Genomic DNA, 14,366 nt, shown 5'->3' on the forward strand with positions numbered 1-14,366 from the left:
CGATGAGTATGACAGCGACGATGATGATGACGATGACGACGATGATGATGACGATGATGATAAATAAGATTGTTTACGACATAGACAAGACAAAAGACGAGGAGCGAACTCCCCGTCTTTTTTACATCGTTCGACTAGAACCCTCGATGCATGAGCAGGATGTGCCGATGGAACCCCCTAATCACTCGTCCCATAAGGTTGAAATACCTCACTCCAATTCCATCGCTCATAGTAATTGGTCCCGAGTGTCAGATTTGGAATCCACACATGCGCATTCTTGCCATCAGGTCTTGACAGCATAACATCTGCTGTCGAACGATTACTTCGAATCCACGCTACCTTCCTTCCATCTTCCACGAACACAGGCGCATAATCGCCGAATCCCATGGCGGGAGCCGACAGCATCGCTTGTTGCCCTGAATCAAGGTCAACCTTCACAAGCTTAGGCAACGGCCTCTTCTCCGCATCGCTTGACCACAACGCTTCGTCAGCTCTCGACGCGACAATTGTACGATCATTGTACCAAGTGAAACCAGTCTCTACTTTGCCCGCAGGAGTATAGATTTGCTGTTTCATTGGTGTCAAGCTGCTTAATAAGGTCAATTTTTTATTGCTTGTTGCTTCTCTTCCCTCACCCGCAATATAAGCAAGTTGATTTGCACTTGGTGCCCAGTTGAACCATTCTTCATCATGGAGCATTGTTCCTACTTTCAGAAAGGTTGTCCCATCTGAAGACAGCAAGCAGAGTGTATTGCTATCTGCAGATAATGAAGCAGTGGGAACAGCAATAAAGGCGATCCATTTCCTATCAGGAGACCATTTGAATGTGCTGGTTAACACGGCGAAGAAATCATCAGTTTGATTGGGAATCCGATACAGCAGTACTTTATTGGGTGTACCTGTTTCGGTGTCTAGGCCAATACGATATAACAATATATCCTCCCATTTCCCAGTTGGCAGCAGCTTAGAGAGTGTGGATACCAAAAAACCATTTCCGCTCGGATTCCAAGCATAGTTCCCGATGTTGTCTTCTATCGTTGTCACAATTGGGGTGCTAGGTGTATCCACATTGGCCATTCGAAGCGTGTAATCGGTTTGAAATGCGACTATGCCGTGCTTGGGCGACCACTGTATATTCTGACCCTTTCCTACTCTTCGAAGCGATTTCGTAGTCATATGGTATACCCAAACCTCATTTTCTTCCTTGCCTTTTGTAAAAGCGACCCACATCCCGTCATGCGACCATTTGGGATTCCGGATGTACTCCCCTGTTGTGATCTGTGTCTCTTGTGTGCCGCTAGTTATCCATAAATCATTGTTGCGAATAAACGCAGCTGTATAGGACGAATTTGTCGGCCATCCACTAGAGGGTGTCGACCATACGAACATCAGCACGAATACAACTATGGCTTGTATGCACTTTCTCATGACACACCTACTTATCATTTTCCTTAGTGTGCCACTGAAGCGAACAGCATATGTGTTGGCCAGATCATGCATGGATACATTTACAAAAACGTCCGTAACTCTAGTCGATTATCTTTTTAGAAATTCAATCGAATATGATCTTCCTCATGATACTATGCGAATTCCTAACATATAAAAACACTCGATTTATAAGCTGCCGTCAGCTTCATAAATCGAGTGCTATCACTCTTACAATTGGCATTATACTAATCGACAAACCGATATTCCCAGAATACTTCCTTACTATATTTAGCTCGAAATGCCGGATCGTCCAACGTTCCATGGTCTAATAAGAACCTCACTTGCGATTGATGGGCATGAATGGCATAAATCTTTTGCTCGACAAAGTCACTAACATCATTCACTACGCCCGGCTCGCCTAGCACAGCCTTACGATTCGAAGAAAATGCGATGCACAGTACTGTAGGGCGCTCGCTCTCAGGCAGCAGCTTCACCGCTTGCACGACGGCAGCTCCAGTTGCATCGTGATCTGGATGCACACTATGTCCTGGATAGAACGTGTATACAATCGCTGGCTTAAGCTCTACCAGCAAGTCTGCAACTCTTCGCGCCAGCTTCTCCTGTTTTTCGAACTCAATCGTTTTATCATGATACCCCCACATGCGGACATCCTCGATTCCGATCCGCTTGCACGCCTCCAGCAATTCTTGCTTGCGGATGAGCGGCAATGTCACCCGATTGGCAAAGAGAGGGTTACCCATGTTCCGCCCCATCTCTCCCAATGTCAAGCATGCATAAGTAACGGTCATGCCTTGATGAATATGTCTCGCCAATGTACCTGCCATAATCCCTTCATCATCGGGATGAGGCAGCACGACGACAATGCGCTGTTGTGATTCCATTTGATGTCCCCTCTTCAGTTGTCTCCTAATAATGATCATTCGCAATCAGCAGTGAGAAGGCTTGTTCCTTAGAATGGCTGCTCACTAAGCATGAAGCTGACAAGCAAACGTCCCTCCGAATCATGGCCGGCCATAATCAGGCGTTTCTCGTCGCTCTCTTCCCAATGTGTCAGCCCTTCCGCATAAATCCACCCTTGCTCTGTCTTTAGGCCGATACGATAAGGGCCTGTTCCTGCCAATGTGCCATGTGAATAGCGGACGGGGGCATTTTTAAAAAATACGGATGCTGTCATTTTTGATTTATCCCGATGTGCCGCATAAGCACCAGTAGTCATTTCAAGATGCGCATATAACAACTTATCCTGTAAGCTTTGCAGCTGCTGTTGAACGCGATCTGGTTGTATAAGTTGCATGATTCGTTCCTCCATGGATCAATTAACCGCTGACTTTATGATATGAATTTCAGTTCTCATTGTATCATATAAAGTTATAGCTTACGTACCTATTCGAGCAAACAACCCGCATCCTCCCCGTACCCTGCTTTAGCTTGCAATTAATGACCTTTCTCGTCTCGACTTCACATTAACAAGGTATATGCTGAACAAAATGAAGACAAGTCCTACTACCAAATTGATCGTAAATTGTTCATGCAAAAATATGACACTTGCGATATTCGAGATGAGTGGAATTAAAAAAGTAAAGGCCCCCACCTTGCTGGCCTCCCCAGACCCGATCAGCACAAAGTAAGTCAGCCAGCCTAATGCGATGACGAAAATAGATATAAACAATAAATTCAAGATAAACGCCAAGTCCCATACAATATCTGACCAGTTCTCAATGAATGCCCCCGAACCCGTTAGCAGCAAGCCTCCGATCGTTTGCTGCAGCGATACGACCCACAGGGAGTCGACACGCTCGCTAATTCGCTTCATATAGACGGTTCCGAATGCCCAGCTAAGTGCCGTACCAAGTGCGAGACCAATTCCAATCACCGATGCATGCCCAATAATGCCAAACGCACAAATGACGGCAACACCCAAGAAACCAAGCACTAAGCCGAACATTTTTCTCGGATGCATCGATTCGCCCAGCCATAGCCATGAGAACACGCCTAGCAAGACAGGCTGAAGAAATACAACTGCTGAAAAAAGCCCTGCAGGCGTATAGAGCAAACCGAATGTCATTTGGCCATAGTACAGCACAATATTCAAAAAGGCAGACACTAAATAAATGGGCCACGTTTCCTTGAGTCGCAGGCTTTTGTATCGCGGCAGCGCAAGCAGGAGCAAAATGATCCCCCCGATAAAGGTACGCAGCTCCGCAAATAGCAATGGCGGCGCATACTGAAGGCCTATTTTCGTCAAGGGCCAATTCACGCCCCACATAATCACAAGAAAGACAAGCAGCAAGATCGTTTTATGTTTGGACAGCTGATTCATCATATTCATCCATTCCTTCCCTACCATTCTATCTGTAAAAGTTTACTTACACCTCCATGTATCATGTTATATTGTTTATGTGCATAAATAAAATGAATCATTGTTATAAGGAGCATATCAAAATTGTTATGACCATTACACAATTGCGTACTTTTTTGACCGTAGCTGAAACTTCCAGCTTTACAAAAGCCGGAGATATTCTTCATATGACGCAGCCTGCAGTTAGCCGTGCCATTTCAAGCTTGGAAGCCGATCTAGGCGTTACTCTTCTGATTCGTGATCGAAAGAACGGCATACTGCTAACAGATATAGGAAGGCGCATGCTCATCCATATTCGCGACATTATGAATGGAATTGAGAAGCTGGAGCAAGAGGCAGCTGCGGAGAAGGGATTAGAGATTGGCACGATCCGCATTGGCTCATTTCCAACCGCATCTGCCTTTTTCTTACCTAAGATTATTAGCCGTATCGAGCACAGATTTCCTCAATTGGAAATCGAACTGTATGAAGGGACAATAAACGAGGTTAACAAATGGTTAGCTTCGCGCGAGATAGACGTCGGTATTGTTACACAGCCTAATAATGAATTTGAAGCCATACCGCTGTATAGTGACAAGATGGTTGCACTGTTGCGGGAAGATCATCCCTTATGTCACAAGCCCATTATTTGCATTCAAGATCTGAATGATGAACCGCTCATCATTTGCAAGGGAGGTAATGAAATCCCCATCATTGACATTTTTGAGAAGACGGAAACCAGTATGAATATCAAGTTTGTCGTTCATAACACGGGGGCTCTGCTCAATATGATCCAGGAAGGGCTGGGAGTGGCCATTTTATCAGAATTATCACTGATTACTACACCTCCTCATATAGTGACACGCGAGCTCGATCCGATGGTACGAAGAGAGATTTTATTAGCTGCCCCTTCCCTAACGGAATGTTCACTTGCCGTCCAATTATTCATACGAACAGCTCAGGAGTTATTTTGTCATAAAGAAGAGCCTTGATACTCAGATTCTGTTCTGATTCCATCAAGGCTCTACATTATTCCAATTTTGCTTCTAGCACAAACAGCCCTGCCTCAATTGAGAACAGGGCTGTTCTTCATTTTATTCACTCTTCGACTACTTACCGACTACTAACGCCATAACAAATCCATCATAGCCTTTGCTTCCAACGGTTTGGATCGCCGTAGCATTTAAGCGAGGCTCCGCAGCAATCAGTTCGAAGAAGCTGCGCACGCCTAGTACGCTTGGATCATCGCTATACTCGTCCACGACAGCGCCGCCGCGGACGACATTGTCCCCGATTATGAGCGTTCCCGGACGGGATAGCTTTAAAGCCCATTTCAAATATTCCGGATTGCCCTGCTTGTCTGCATCAATAAAAATAAGATCGAAGGGACCGCGCGCTTCTTCTTCAAGCTGAGCAAGCGAATCAGCGGCAAGTCCTGTTCGAATCTCCACTTTATCCGCTACGCCTGCGTTCAGCAGGTTCGATTGTGCGACTTCAGCGTGCTTGAGACTGGCTTCCAGCGTGTATACCCGGCCATCCTGCGGCAGTGCACGGGCAAACCAAATCGTGCTGTAGCCGCCTAATGTGCCGATTTCTAATATCGTTCGAGCAGCTTGAAGTTTGGCCAGAAGATGCAGCAGTTTGCCTTGATTGGGCGATACATCATGAGCCGGCAAGCCTGCTGCGGCATTTGCTGCCAGTACCGCTTCCAGCACAGGATCGGAAGGAATGAGTTGCTGATTAAAGTAATGATCAACTGCTGTCCATGTATCTTGTTGATTCATGTCCTTGCCTCCTATTGATTCATATACTCTTACCTGTTTAGATAGAGACGTTCTACGATCTCTTTCATATGCGTCAACTTCTGCGTACTCCTGCTGCAATATTGATGGGTACGCTGCTCTAGACCGTAACGATCTATGATCACAACCACCCCTCTCATGATCCAGAGGTGGATATTTTCTAGCAGTAAGTCAGCGTCTACCTTCCCGTATAGCATATATCCCTCTATGAAACTGTGCAATGACCTAATACGATCTTCTTGTTCGCCAGTCCACTTCACACTAGAATCCAGCAGGGCAGCAAGATCAAAATGAGTATTGCCGTAACGCGCTTCACCAAAATCAATGATGCGGCATCCTGAATGCGTATATATGACGTTCCACATGCCAAGGTCGGCATGAATCATACCATTCTTCTCATGCTGGTAGGAAATTGCTTGCGTGACTGGAGCCTGGAGTTCACACAGCCATTCTGCTTCCTCATCACGGTATCGCTTTTGCACTCGATTCCATGTCGCGTCCAAGTCATACCGATCTGGCTGATCTGGGATGTTATCCTCATGCTGCATGACAAGATGCATTTGCCCCGCCGTTTGTCCCAATTCAAAATAGTCGGTCTCCTCGCACGCTATCGAATCCATATAAGGTTGTAGGTTGTAGTAAGCTTCATCCAACTTGATACTAACATCTTCCGCTGCAAGAAGGATTGGAGGTGTAATGTTATAGGATTAACGGCTCACTTATCATCTTCTGCATTCCATTCATTATGAAATTGCTCCAAGAACTCTTCCATAACAAGATGACGCTTATGAGCCAATTGTTTGCCACTGTTTGTATTCATGAGCGTCTTCAGCTTTAACAGCTTCTCGGAGAAATGATTAATGGCCGTGGAAGGCTGCTGCCTATACTCGCTTTCGGTCATCGCTTCCCTAGGAGCAAGATAGGGATCATGCATAAGGTGACCCTTGCATCCAGCATATGCGAATGTGCGTCCGATTCCGATTGCCCCCATTGCGTCCAATCGGTCTGCATCCTGCACGACTTGTCCCTCAATCGAGTCCATTGGCGGATTATGACCGCCATTGTAGGACATATTCGCAATGATCGAAAGGACTTTGTCGCGAATCTTTGAATCGACGCCATTTGACTCCAGCCACTGTGCAACTTTCTGCAAGCCGCTGTCATGATCCGGATTAAGCTTGGCATCTGCCACATCGTGAAGCAGCGCCGCCATTTCACATATGAGCACGTCCGCTCCTTCTTCACCTGCGATGCGGACTGCCAGGCGCCTTACCCGAACAATATGCCACCAATCATGCCCGCTGCTGTCGCGGCACAGCTCTTCGTGGACATATTGCTCTGCTCGTTCAATCCATCCTCGCTGCTCCTCGTTCATCTTCATTCTACTGCCTTCCGAATGTCCGCAAGCTGTGGCGACGCCGGATGTCGCAACGCCTCCAGGACAGCCTGAGCTTCATACCCATCACGAAAATCGAAATAATCTGCATGCTCTCCGTGAATGGCCCGAATGACCTGAGCGACTATCGGAGTTTGCTCGATTTCTTCAACGGCAACTTTCTCCAGTGGCTGTCCAATTGCTCCAACATGCAGCTCACTCCAATTTTCAAGGGCAATTGTGCCTTTACTGCCATAAACAACGAGAGAAACACGTTCCGCGCCTGCCATGCCCGATAAGCCATTCACATAGATCGGAACCTCACTGTTCAGCAGCATTTTTGCGCGTATCCCTGTTTCACAGCGTTCTTCATCCGCTGGCAGTTCCAACTCGCTCTGTACATGCGTAATCGTGCCGAACAGTTTCTGTATAACGTTAATCCAGTGAACGCCTACTTCTAACACGAATCCACCCTGTGCTCGTGTCGAAATCCAGCTATTATGCTGCCAGCTGCGCGGCCATGTCGGAAAATGCAGGATAAGCTCCATACTGCGGATCGTTCCAATGGCCTGCTCCTTAATCATCCGTTCCATTCGTTTCACAGATGGCTCGTGTGGCATCGAGAAATGAATAGCATGAACAACGTTCGCTTCTTCTGCCAGCTTGAGCAATTCAGCAGCTTCTTGTAAATTGTTAGCAAGCGGCTTCTCACAGAAGACATGAATTTTTTTGCGTAATGCCGCGCATACGAAATCATAATGATAGGCAGGAGGGACAGATACGTATAGAAGATTGATATCCAATTCTTCTATCATTTTGGAATAGTCTGTATAGTACTGCACATGCGGATAATCCTTCTGATATTGTTCATGTGCAGCCGCATTCGCCTCACATATCGCAACCAGCTCCACCTTTTCTGCCAACCCTGGATTGGAAATGGTTCGAATCATGTACCTCCCCATATTTCCTAAACCTACAACAGCTAATTTGATCTTGTTCTTCGTCATTGTTCGTTCTCCATTCCATTCGCATGTTGTTGTATGTATAAGTTCCACAATTCGGCAACAGGGACAGCTTTTCTGCTGCTGCGCTCCGCCGAGCCTTCTTCCGTCCACAACGGTGGATAATAACTGATTGCTTCATTTCCTTTCAGCGCTGCTATATCGTTTTCCCAGCCATCCCATCTGAATGTACGGTAAAAAAGCTCCAAGTCCCCATCGGCCAGCCACTCACAAAAATCGGAGTAAGACAATTCCGTATCCTCCCACTCTAATGTATCCGGGGCAAAATAATAGACGTTATGTCCTTCGCTAGCGAAACAGCCGCCATTCAAGGCAAAGAAACCACCTGCCAAGTCATAAGCAATTATGCATGCACCATGTAGCAGAGTGATGCCAATGTCATTACCAAAGCCATTCCAGCTCAGTAAATCGCCAAATACAGCATCATTTCCGGAGCCAAGCAGCTTAATCCAACCGCCATCTACGAGGACACCTCCCGAATGACGCGCAATCGCGCCTATATAACTATTTTCGCTTACTTGCAGACTCGATACTGTATTCTGTGCTCGTGCAGGATCAACGAACAAGACGTTAATGCGGTTGGTTCCTTCGTCAAAAATACGGATTATCTCGTTCCATGTCTGCTCATTCACGTTCACGTCACCATTCACATCACTGCTCAATATCTCATCCCCTTTTCCGTCATGATATTCTTGTTGATAGAAAGTGCAAATAGCGTTATTAGCCTCACAGTTTCATGTCTCTGTCCTACTATGCGCTATATGAACCAAGACCGTCAATCAAAATGAATGCCTTAAATTTGAAATGGTAGTTATGCAAAATCTGTTCTCTCCTTCTTCCTGATGTAAAATGAGTAGATCTTACGCAGTCGGAATTGATATATTTCTCAACATGTAATGGTGATTGAGGCCTGTTCCATTACCGAACGGCACTTGTCTCATCGTTCACGAAAAACAAAATTAGGTAGCAAGAGGCAAGAGGCATCCCATTGGTCGGGATGCCTCTCATTTGCAGCATTGTTATTTATATGGACGATTCGCTGCTGCTATATACCTGAGCTTTTCGCTCCCTTTGCCGTATGACAGATTATAGTCCAAGTTCTGCAGCATAGTTGCCCCAGTGAGGTCGGTTCCCATCCTCATCTACGAAATCATACTCGTCAGACAACCCCCACGAGCTAAGGGATTGCCCCGTCTTTTCCATTTTGTTCGGATCTGCCGCAAGCGCCGCAATTGCTCTTCCGACATACATCGGTGTTTCCGACATGATGAAATGCGGATCCTGCTTCACCGCATCCTTCCAATTCTCCTTCGTCACACCGAAGAGTTCAAGCATCGCCTCCGAACGCAAAAATCCAGGCGTAACCGCTACAGCAGTTACTCCGTGTGGGCGCAATTCTTCCGCCATCGCTGCTGCTAAGTGAATAGCTGACACCTTAGCTAAGCTGTAATACAGATTGCCGCGATAACGATAGTCAACGCCGTCTGTAATCTCAATAAGGAGCCCTTGCTTACGCGCTACCAATAGCGGAGATCCATAATAACTTGTGATCATATGCGAGTGAACCGCACGCTCCTGCATGAGTAGACCGCCCGCAAGCGAATGTTCCCAGAACGGCGTTCCCCATTCGGTTAATGGGTCTCCTCCCCATACATCATTGACCAATATATCAAGACGGCCATTCTGTTCCCTGCGAACTCGTTCGAAGAGAGCCTTCACTTCTTCTTCCTTCGTATGATCCACGCGCACTGGAATTCCGACTCCCCCGTAAGCCGTCACGATGTCTGCCGTATCTTCAATGGTTTCACTGCGCTTCATATCGGATTGGAGGGATCGTGCGCTCCGCCCCGTACAATATACGGTTGCTCCAGCTTCTCCAAGCATCGCCGCAATCCCACGGCCTGCCCCGCGGGTTGCTCCTGCTACTACCGCAACTTGGTCTTGTAATGGCTTCATGAATTGTCCTCCTCAATCGACATGTCTTCGATCTCATTATATCGGGACATATATGACAGCAACTGTCATATTGGATATGATACACTAAGATCACCTTGCAACCAAGAAAGGATGAGTTCGCTTGAGAGCTGATCGTTTACTGTCGATTCTGCTCATGCTGCAAAGCTACGGGAAGATGACAACCCGAGACCTCGCCGACCGATTAGAGGTCTCCGAACGAACCATTATGCGGGATATGGAATCACTCAGTATCGCCGGTATCCCCGTCTACGCTGAGCGTGGTTCCTACGGAGGGTGGTCCTTGTCAGAAGGGTATCGAACGCAATTGACGGGAATGAAGCCGCAAGAATTGATGTCATTGCTCTTAATGAAATCCTCGTCATTAGTTGACGATCTCGGTCTTCGACAAGAACTCGACAATGCTTATCATAAATTGCTTGCCGCAAGTCCGATTGAAATGAGGAGAGACGCCGACATCGCTAGAGAACGTATACACATCGATGGAGCGGGATGGCGCCAAACGAAAGAGGGTACTCAGTGCTTATCAATCGTTCAGGAGGCTGTATGGATGCAGCATAAGCTCCGCATCACCTATGAACGTCATGACAGTACTGTGGTTCGAGACATCATGCCGCTAGGATTAGTTGCCAAACGAGGGGTTTGGTATGTCGTGGCTCAAGTAGAAGATGGATTCCGCAGCTATCGCATTTCACGGATACGCAACGCAGAAGTTTTGAATGAAGCCTTTGCTCGTCCTGACGGATTCGATCTGGCTCGCTATTGGGAGGAATCCACGAAGCAATTTACGTCCACCCTCCCCCGCTATCCCGCGCGTATTCGTGTGAGTAATGATCTACTTCAACGTCTCAAGCATGAACGATACGTAAAATTGCTGCATATTGAACCCGATCATAACGGTTGGTCATGTGCAGACGTCGAGTTCCATACACTTGATTCAGCAGCAGAGATAATCCTAGGATTTGGTGCTGCTATGGAAGCTCTTAAACCCGCAGAACTTCGAGACAAAGTCATAAGTGAAATACGAAATATGCTGTCAACTTATGAGGGAGAACAATAGAGCATTCCATTGTTATCTCCCTCGCCTCCTGCTAGCTTTCCAAGAATTCCAATATATCGTCGCGAGTCAGCTCGTAATGCATCCAGCGCAGCCGCTCGTTGACTTCTTGCCATGACCCCTCTTCTGCAATACGAGGCGTCGTGTCCACTTTATCCATACGGAATGATAGGAATCAGCTGTATCATCCATATACTCCTGCAACATGTTCTCCACATGCATTTTCGTAATCATAATCTGGCCACCCTCGTAAGAAATATTTCCTAATTATTTTCTAACGACATAGAATCCTATAAATCTGCCTATCTGCCTTGAAAATATCAAATTATTAAACAACTCTTTCACATGTACAGTCACACACAAGTGATATATTACCAAATTAAATGTAAATTTTGTTAACGATTTTGTTGACAATGGCCTTTTCATTGAAATAACATATAACCATACAGTTATGTGTGAGGTGAATATTACGGATATTTATCGTGTTCTAAGTGATCCGACACGCAGGACGATTCTTCAAATGCTTGCTCAAGGCGATCGAACGCAATCGGATTTTGTTCAGTTTTTCGACATCTCTCAACCCGCCGTTAAAAAGCACTTGCAAATTTTATTAGAAGAAGGAGTGATCAGCGAGCAGAAGCAAGGGAAATATCGAATTTACCGTTTGGAGCAAGCCTTGCTGCAATCTGCCTATCAATCCCTTTTGCAAGATATGGGTTACATATTAGGAGATCGCTTAACTCGACTCAAAACATTTTTGGAAGGTGAGGAAAACTAATGAATAGCTTACAATCCGTAAAGAGATATATGCTGATCGAAGCACCCCTTGAGAAGGTATGGAGCGCATTAACAGAAGCAGAACAATTAACTCGGTGGTATGCCAAGGAAGCAAGTGTTGATTTCCGTGTTGGCGGTCGAATGGAACTGGATCATGGATGGGGAGCGAGCACTTCAGGTATCATTACTGAAATTGAACACGGCAAGCACTTCATTCTGCAAGGCGAAGATATGTCGTTGACCATTACCACACTTACCCAAGAGGCTGCTGGCGTTCGGGTTTCAATCGAGTATCGCCTTGAACTTCCTTTTGGAGATGCGGGACAAGCGATTGCCGACAATATGGCGTATGGAACCCTTCTCTTCCTTCACAACTTGAAGAGCGTATACGAGACCGGTCAGGATTCACGAGAAAAAATGTGGAGAACATGGATCGGCATTCAGCATATGACTGTTCATCCGCAAGACGGGCAACCGGCTGGCTCCAAGGTATTGTCGGTTAAGGATTCTTCACCAGCCGCTGATGCTGGACTCCAACCTGATGACATTATAGTGAACATCAACAATACGACCATTTCCAGCTACTCAGACTTGGAAGCAGCCATCTGTGAACTGGCGATTGATGAGCAAGTTAGCCTAACCGCATGGCGTAACGGAGATATCATTAGCATTACATGCAACATTGGCAGCTATCCCGTTCCATATTGTGCATAAGCATCATTCCGGATAGAATCGAAAAAAAGCAGATCGTTTATTTATCTAACGATCTGCTCTTCTATTTGAATGATGCATGGAATTTTACGAGGCTGAACCAATCATCTGCTTCAAGATAACTTCATAGGCTTCAACAAATCGCTCCATCTCTTCTTCTGTTCCGATTGACACTCTTAGGAAATGTTCCGTTCGAGGCATCATAAAATGGCGTACGAGTATCCCTTGCGTTCTCAATTGCGCCTGCATGGTTTTCGCTGAGATATCTCTCTATATTTCTCTATTTCTTACTATGCTTTTTATAGTTTTTACTTTTTTAGCTCTCTCTAGATTCTATGTGCTACTCACTTCTACTTTTTGTTTCTCTTTGTTTTCCTATGTCATTCGTCACCTATGATTCACCTAAGAACACGGGAACTAGCTCGTTTTCCGTAATGACTCCGTTTCTAGATTCTACGCAGTAGGCTCTTGCATGCGGTCTGGAGCTGATCACTCGATGTATATTCCGATCCAAATAGTGAATACCTACACCATCATCAACAGCTATGCCATGTCCAACCTTGCCTTCCTGCATTAGCCGATGATAGCTGGGTCTCCGCTCTTGTTCCCCATCATAATGCGGACAATTGCTTCCCGGCAAAAAACCTAAGCAAGTTAATCCGGTCAGCTCCCCGGGTACTGAATCTGTTACTCCTTCTTCGAACCAGCAGATGGAGCCAGCGCTTAACCCAGCCAAAATAATGCCTTGCTCCCATGCTTTCTTCAGAATGGCATCCAAGCCCCATTCCTTCCACAACACTAGCATATTGCGTGTATTGCCGCCGCCAACATACATGATGTCTTTGCTCAGCACATAGTCTTCCAAATCCGTCGTCGGAGGGTTGAATAATGACAGATGGGAAGGCTCACATGTATGTTCTCCAAATGCCTTATAAAACCGCTGTATATACCCATCCGCATCTCCGCTTGCTGTTGGCACAAAGCATACTTTCGGATTTTCCGAACTAGCTTGCTGCAAGACATACAGATCCAGAAGGGGATTCTCCGGCTCCATCGAGAATCCTCCGCCTCCCATTGCAATAATTTGCTTCATCATCGTTCCCTCCTGAGATTACTTGTTCATCATCTTTTAAAGATTTCATTGATTTACATGATCGATTCAGCTACTTTGATTTCATCCGCAAACCGTCTAATACAACTCCCAAGCTGTGCAACGCAACGGCCAGCTCCTTCTCCGCATCCTGAGAATTAGCTAACCAGAAGGCTGCGTTCATAAGCCCGCCGTTCAACATCCGTGCTAATGCATGACTATCCGTAACCGCAATGATTCCTTCATCCATAAATTGCTGAAGCATTGTTGCCATTGTCGCTAAGCATTGAGACTGAGAAGGATGAGTAAATCCATTCCCAAGCACGGAAGGCGCGTCTCTAAGTACGATGCGCTGAATTTCCGGCTCAATTGCCATTTCAATATACGCACGGCATCGACCAACAAAGCCTTCCCATGACGTTGCTGCCGCATTCGAAATATCGTGAAGGCGATTATCCATCTCTTGATCAATTTCGTCAACAACTGCCGCAAGCAGACCCTTCTTATCGCCAAAATGATGGTACAGCGCACCTCGCGTCAATCCTACGGAAGCAGTTAACTCATCCATCGACGTATTGGCATAGCCGATTGTTCCGAACGCTTCTCTTGCCGCTTCAAGCAGCTTTCCCTTTGTCTCCTCGATCATTTCTTTTCTTGCTTTTCGAACCATGTTCCCTCCTGCACCGTTATGCAGTTTGCACGATGCTAGCTCAGTTTTATATTTCGTTCTATTCTACAATAAAATTTGAAATTAACAAGATTTATAACATA

At 46.1% G+C, this 14,366-nt stretch carries 18 protein-coding genes; 4 read left to right on the forward strand and 14 right to left on the reverse strand.

From position 1 onward, the window contains the following. Positions 1–177: 177 nt before the first annotated feature. The 4 genes from BBG47_RS16115 to BBG47_RS16130 all read right to left on the reverse strand — a co-directional run bounded on the left by BBG47_RS16115 (position 178) and on the right by BBG47_RS16130 (position 3,769). Entirely contained in the window at positions 178–1,428 is a 1,251-nt protein-coding gene (locus BBG47_RS16115) for a TolB-like translocation protein (protein WP_065292534.1), read from the reverse strand. Positions 1,429–1,673: 245 nt separating this feature from the next. Next, positions 1,674–2,330, reverse strand: a complete 657-nt coding sequence (gene bshB2, locus BBG47_RS16120) for a bacillithiol biosynthesis deacetylase BshB2 (protein ID WP_065292535.1) — start codon at positions 2,328–2,330, stop codon at positions 1,674–1,676. Between the two features lie 68 nt (positions 2,331–2,398). Beyond that, the gene (locus tag BBG47_RS16125) at positions 2,399–2,743 is read right to left on the reverse strand and encodes a YojF family protein (RefSeq protein ID WP_021253524.1); all 345 of its coding nucleotides are present in this window, start codon (positions 2,741–2,743) and stop codon (positions 2,399–2,401) included. Between the two features lie 129 nt (positions 2,744–2,872). Further along, positions 2,873–3,769 carry a DMT family transporter gene (locus BBG47_RS16130; RefSeq protein WP_065292571.1) on the reverse strand — a complete coding sequence of 299 codons (897 nt, stop codon included), beginning with the start codon at positions 3,767–3,769 and terminating at the stop codon, positions 2,873–2,875. Positions 3,770–3,897: 128 nt separating this feature from the next. On the opposite strand from BBG47_RS16130, the gene BBG47_RS16135 reads away from it, so the two are divergent. Beyond that, on the forward strand, positions 3,898–4,779 hold the full coding sequence (locus BBG47_RS16135; protein ID WP_065292536.1) for a LysR family transcriptional regulator: 882 nt from the start codon (positions 3,898–3,900) through the stop codon (positions 4,777–4,779). A 117-nt stretch (positions 4,780–4,896) separates the two neighbouring features. Here BBG47_RS16135 and BBG47_RS16140 read toward each other — a convergent pair whose 3' ends face one another. The 6 genes from BBG47_RS16140 to BBG47_RS16165 form a co-directional block, all read right to left on the reverse strand. Beyond that, the gene (locus BBG47_RS16140) at positions 4,897–5,571 is read right to left on the reverse strand and encodes an O-methyltransferase (protein ID WP_065292537.1); all 675 of its coding nucleotides are present in this window, start codon (positions 5,569–5,571) and stop codon (positions 4,897–4,899) included. 29 nt (positions 5,572–5,600) lie between these two features. Then, positions 5,601–6,170 (reverse strand): phosphotransferase, encoded by a 570-nt coding sequence (locus BBG47_RS16145; protein ID WP_065292538.1) that lies wholly within the window; start codon positions 6,168–6,170, stop codon positions 5,601–5,603. 134 nt (positions 6,171–6,304) lie between these two features. Then, complete coding sequence (locus tag BBG47_RS16150) at positions 6,305–6,970, reverse strand: HD domain-containing protein (protein WP_065292539.1); 666 nt, start codon at positions 6,968–6,970, stop codon at positions 6,305–6,307. Next, complete coding sequence (locus BBG47_RS16155) at positions 6,967–7,971, reverse strand: Gfo/Idh/MocA family protein (protein ID WP_065292540.1); 1,005 nt, start codon at positions 7,969–7,971, stop codon at positions 6,967–6,969. Before BBG47_RS16155 ends, BBG47_RS16150 begins: the two co-directional genes overlap by 4 nt. Next, a complete protein-coding gene (locus tag BBG47_RS16160) occupies positions 7,968–8,648 on the reverse strand; it encodes a DUF2625 family protein (RefSeq protein ID WP_254659838.1) in 681 nt (226 codons plus the stop codon). The genes BBG47_RS16155 and BBG47_RS16160 overlap by 4 nt, the downstream gene beginning before the upstream one ends. Before the next feature lie 424 nt (positions 8,649–9,072). Then, positions 9,073–9,942 carry an SDR family oxidoreductase gene (locus tag BBG47_RS16165; protein ID WP_065292542.1) on the reverse strand — a complete coding sequence of 290 codons (870 nt, stop codon included), beginning with the start codon at positions 9,940–9,942 and terminating at the stop codon, positions 9,073–9,075. A 121-nt stretch (positions 9,943–10,063) separates the two neighbouring features. Here BBG47_RS16165 and BBG47_RS16170 point away from each other — a divergent pair, with 121 nt between their 5' ends. Then, positions 10,064–11,020, forward strand: a complete 957-nt coding sequence (locus BBG47_RS16170) for a helix-turn-helix transcriptional regulator (protein ID WP_065292543.1) — start codon at positions 10,064–10,066, stop codon at positions 11,018–11,020. A 66-nt stretch (positions 11,021–11,086) separates the two neighbouring features. On the opposite strand, the gene BBG47_RS29950 is transcribed toward BBG47_RS16170, so the two are convergent. Further along, positions 11,087–11,251, reverse strand: coding sequence for a hypothetical protein (locus tag BBG47_RS29950; RefSeq protein WP_175400549.1), 165 nt, complete (start codon positions 11,249–11,251; stop codon positions 11,087–11,089). Positions 11,252–11,468: 217 nt separating this feature from the next. Between BBG47_RS29950 and BBG47_RS16175 the strand changes: the two genes are divergently transcribed. Together BBG47_RS16175 and BBG47_RS16180 are read left to right on the forward strand one after the other, a co-directional pair. Next, the gene (locus BBG47_RS16175) at positions 11,469–11,795 is read left to right on the forward strand and encodes an ArsR/SmtB family transcription factor (protein WP_285852943.1); all 327 of its coding nucleotides are present in this window, start codon (positions 11,469–11,471) and stop codon (positions 11,793–11,795) included. Beyond that, positions 11,795–12,508 carry an SRPBCC domain-containing protein gene (locus BBG47_RS16180; protein ID WP_065292544.1) on the forward strand — a complete coding sequence of 238 codons (714 nt, stop codon included), beginning with the start codon at positions 11,795–11,797 and terminating at the stop codon, positions 12,506–12,508. The genes BBG47_RS16175 and BBG47_RS16180 overlap by 1 nt, the downstream gene beginning before the upstream one ends. Positions 12,509–12,592: 84 nt before the next feature. Here the strand turns inward: BBG47_RS16180 and BBG47_RS29485 are convergent, their stop codons facing one another. The 3 genes from BBG47_RS29485 to BBG47_RS16190 all read right to left on the reverse strand — a co-directional run bounded on the left by BBG47_RS29485 (position 12,593) and on the right by BBG47_RS16190 (position 14,265). Beyond that, positions 12,593–12,754 carry an aminotransferase class I/II-fold pyridoxal phosphate-dependent enzyme gene (locus BBG47_RS29485; RefSeq protein WP_139070712.1) on the reverse strand — a complete coding sequence of 54 codons (162 nt, stop codon included), beginning with the start codon at positions 12,752–12,754 and terminating at the stop codon, positions 12,593–12,595. Positions 12,755–12,896: 142 nt separating this feature from the next. Next, the gene (locus tag BBG47_RS16185; RefSeq protein ID WP_065292545.1) at positions 12,897–13,598 is read right to left on the reverse strand and encodes a Type 1 glutamine amidotransferase-like domain-containing protein; all 702 of its coding nucleotides are present in this window, start codon (positions 13,596–13,598) and stop codon (positions 12,897–12,899) included. Between the two features lie 70 nt (positions 13,599–13,668). Continuing rightward, positions 13,669–14,265 carry a TetR/AcrR family transcriptional regulator gene (locus tag BBG47_RS16190; RefSeq protein WP_065292546.1) on the reverse strand — a complete coding sequence of 199 codons (597 nt, stop codon included), beginning with the start codon at positions 14,263–14,265 and terminating at the stop codon, positions 13,669–13,671. Positions 14,266–14,366: the final 101 nt, after the last annotated feature.

The sequence above is a fragment of the Paenibacillus sp. KS1 genome (genome assembly GCF_001680695.1).
GTDB classification, from domain to species: domain Bacteria; phylum Bacillota; class Bacilli; order Paenibacillales; family Paenibacillaceae; genus Paenibacillus_B; species Paenibacillus_B suaedae.

Bases quoted from the DNA above. Each gene is read 5' to 3' on its own strand.
- BBG47_RS16190 (WP_065292546.1), bottom strand. From the start codon at position 14,265: ATGGTTCGAAAAGCAAGAAAAGAAATGATCGAGGAGACAAAGGGAAAG.
- BBG47_RS29950 (WP_175400549.1), bottom strand. From the start codon at position 11,251: ATGATTACGAAAATGCATGTGGAGAACATGTTGCAGGAGTATATGGAT.
- BBG47_RS16165 (WP_065292542.1), bottom strand. From the start codon at position 9,942: ATGAAGCCATTACAAGACCAAGTTGCGGTAGTAGCAGGAGCAACCCGC.
- BBG47_RS16115 (WP_065292534.1), bottom strand. From the start codon at position 1,428: ATGAGAAAGTGCATACAAGCCATAGTTGTATTCGTGCTGATGTTCGTA.
- BBG47_RS16185 (WP_065292545.1), bottom strand. From the start codon at position 13,598: ATGAAGCAAATTATTGCAATGGGAGGCGGAGGATTCTCGATGGAGCCG.
- BBG47_RS16175 (WP_285852943.1), top strand. From the start codon at position 11,469: ATGTGTGAGGTGAATATTACGGATATTTATCGTGTTCTAAGTGATCCG.
- BBG47_RS16180 (WP_065292544.1), top strand. From the start codon at position 11,795: ATGAATAGCTTACAATCCGTAAAGAGATATATGCTGATCGAAGCACCC.
- BBG47_RS16130 (WP_065292571.1), bottom strand. From the start codon at position 3,769: ATGAATCAGCTGTCCAAACATAAAACGATCTTGCTGCTTGTCTTTCTT.
- BBG47_RS16135 (WP_065292536.1), top strand. From the start codon at position 3,898: ATGACCATTACACAATTGCGTACTTTTTTGACCGTAGCTGAAACTTCC.
- BBG47_RS16150 (WP_065292539.1), bottom strand. From the start codon at position 6,970: ATGAAGATGAACGAGGAGCAGCGAGGATGGATTGAACGAGCAGAGCAA.
- bshB2 (WP_065292535.1), bottom strand. From the start codon at position 2,330: ATGGAATCACAACAGCGCATTGTCGTCGTGCTGCCTCATCCCGATGAT.
- BBG47_RS29485 (WP_139070712.1), bottom strand. From the start codon at position 12,754: ATGCAGGCGCAATTGAGAACGCAAGGGATACTCGTACGCCATTTTATG.
- BBG47_RS16125 (WP_021253524.1), bottom strand. From the start codon at position 2,743: ATGCAACTTATACAACCAGATCGCGTTCAACAGCAGCTGCAAAGCTTA.
- BBG47_RS16140 (WP_065292537.1), bottom strand. From the start codon at position 5,571: ATGAATCAACAAGATACATGGACAGCAGTTGATCATTACTTTAATCAG.
- BBG47_RS16155 (WP_065292540.1), bottom strand. From the start codon at position 7,971: ATGACGAAGAACAAGATCAAATTAGCTGTTGTAGGTTTAGGAAATATG.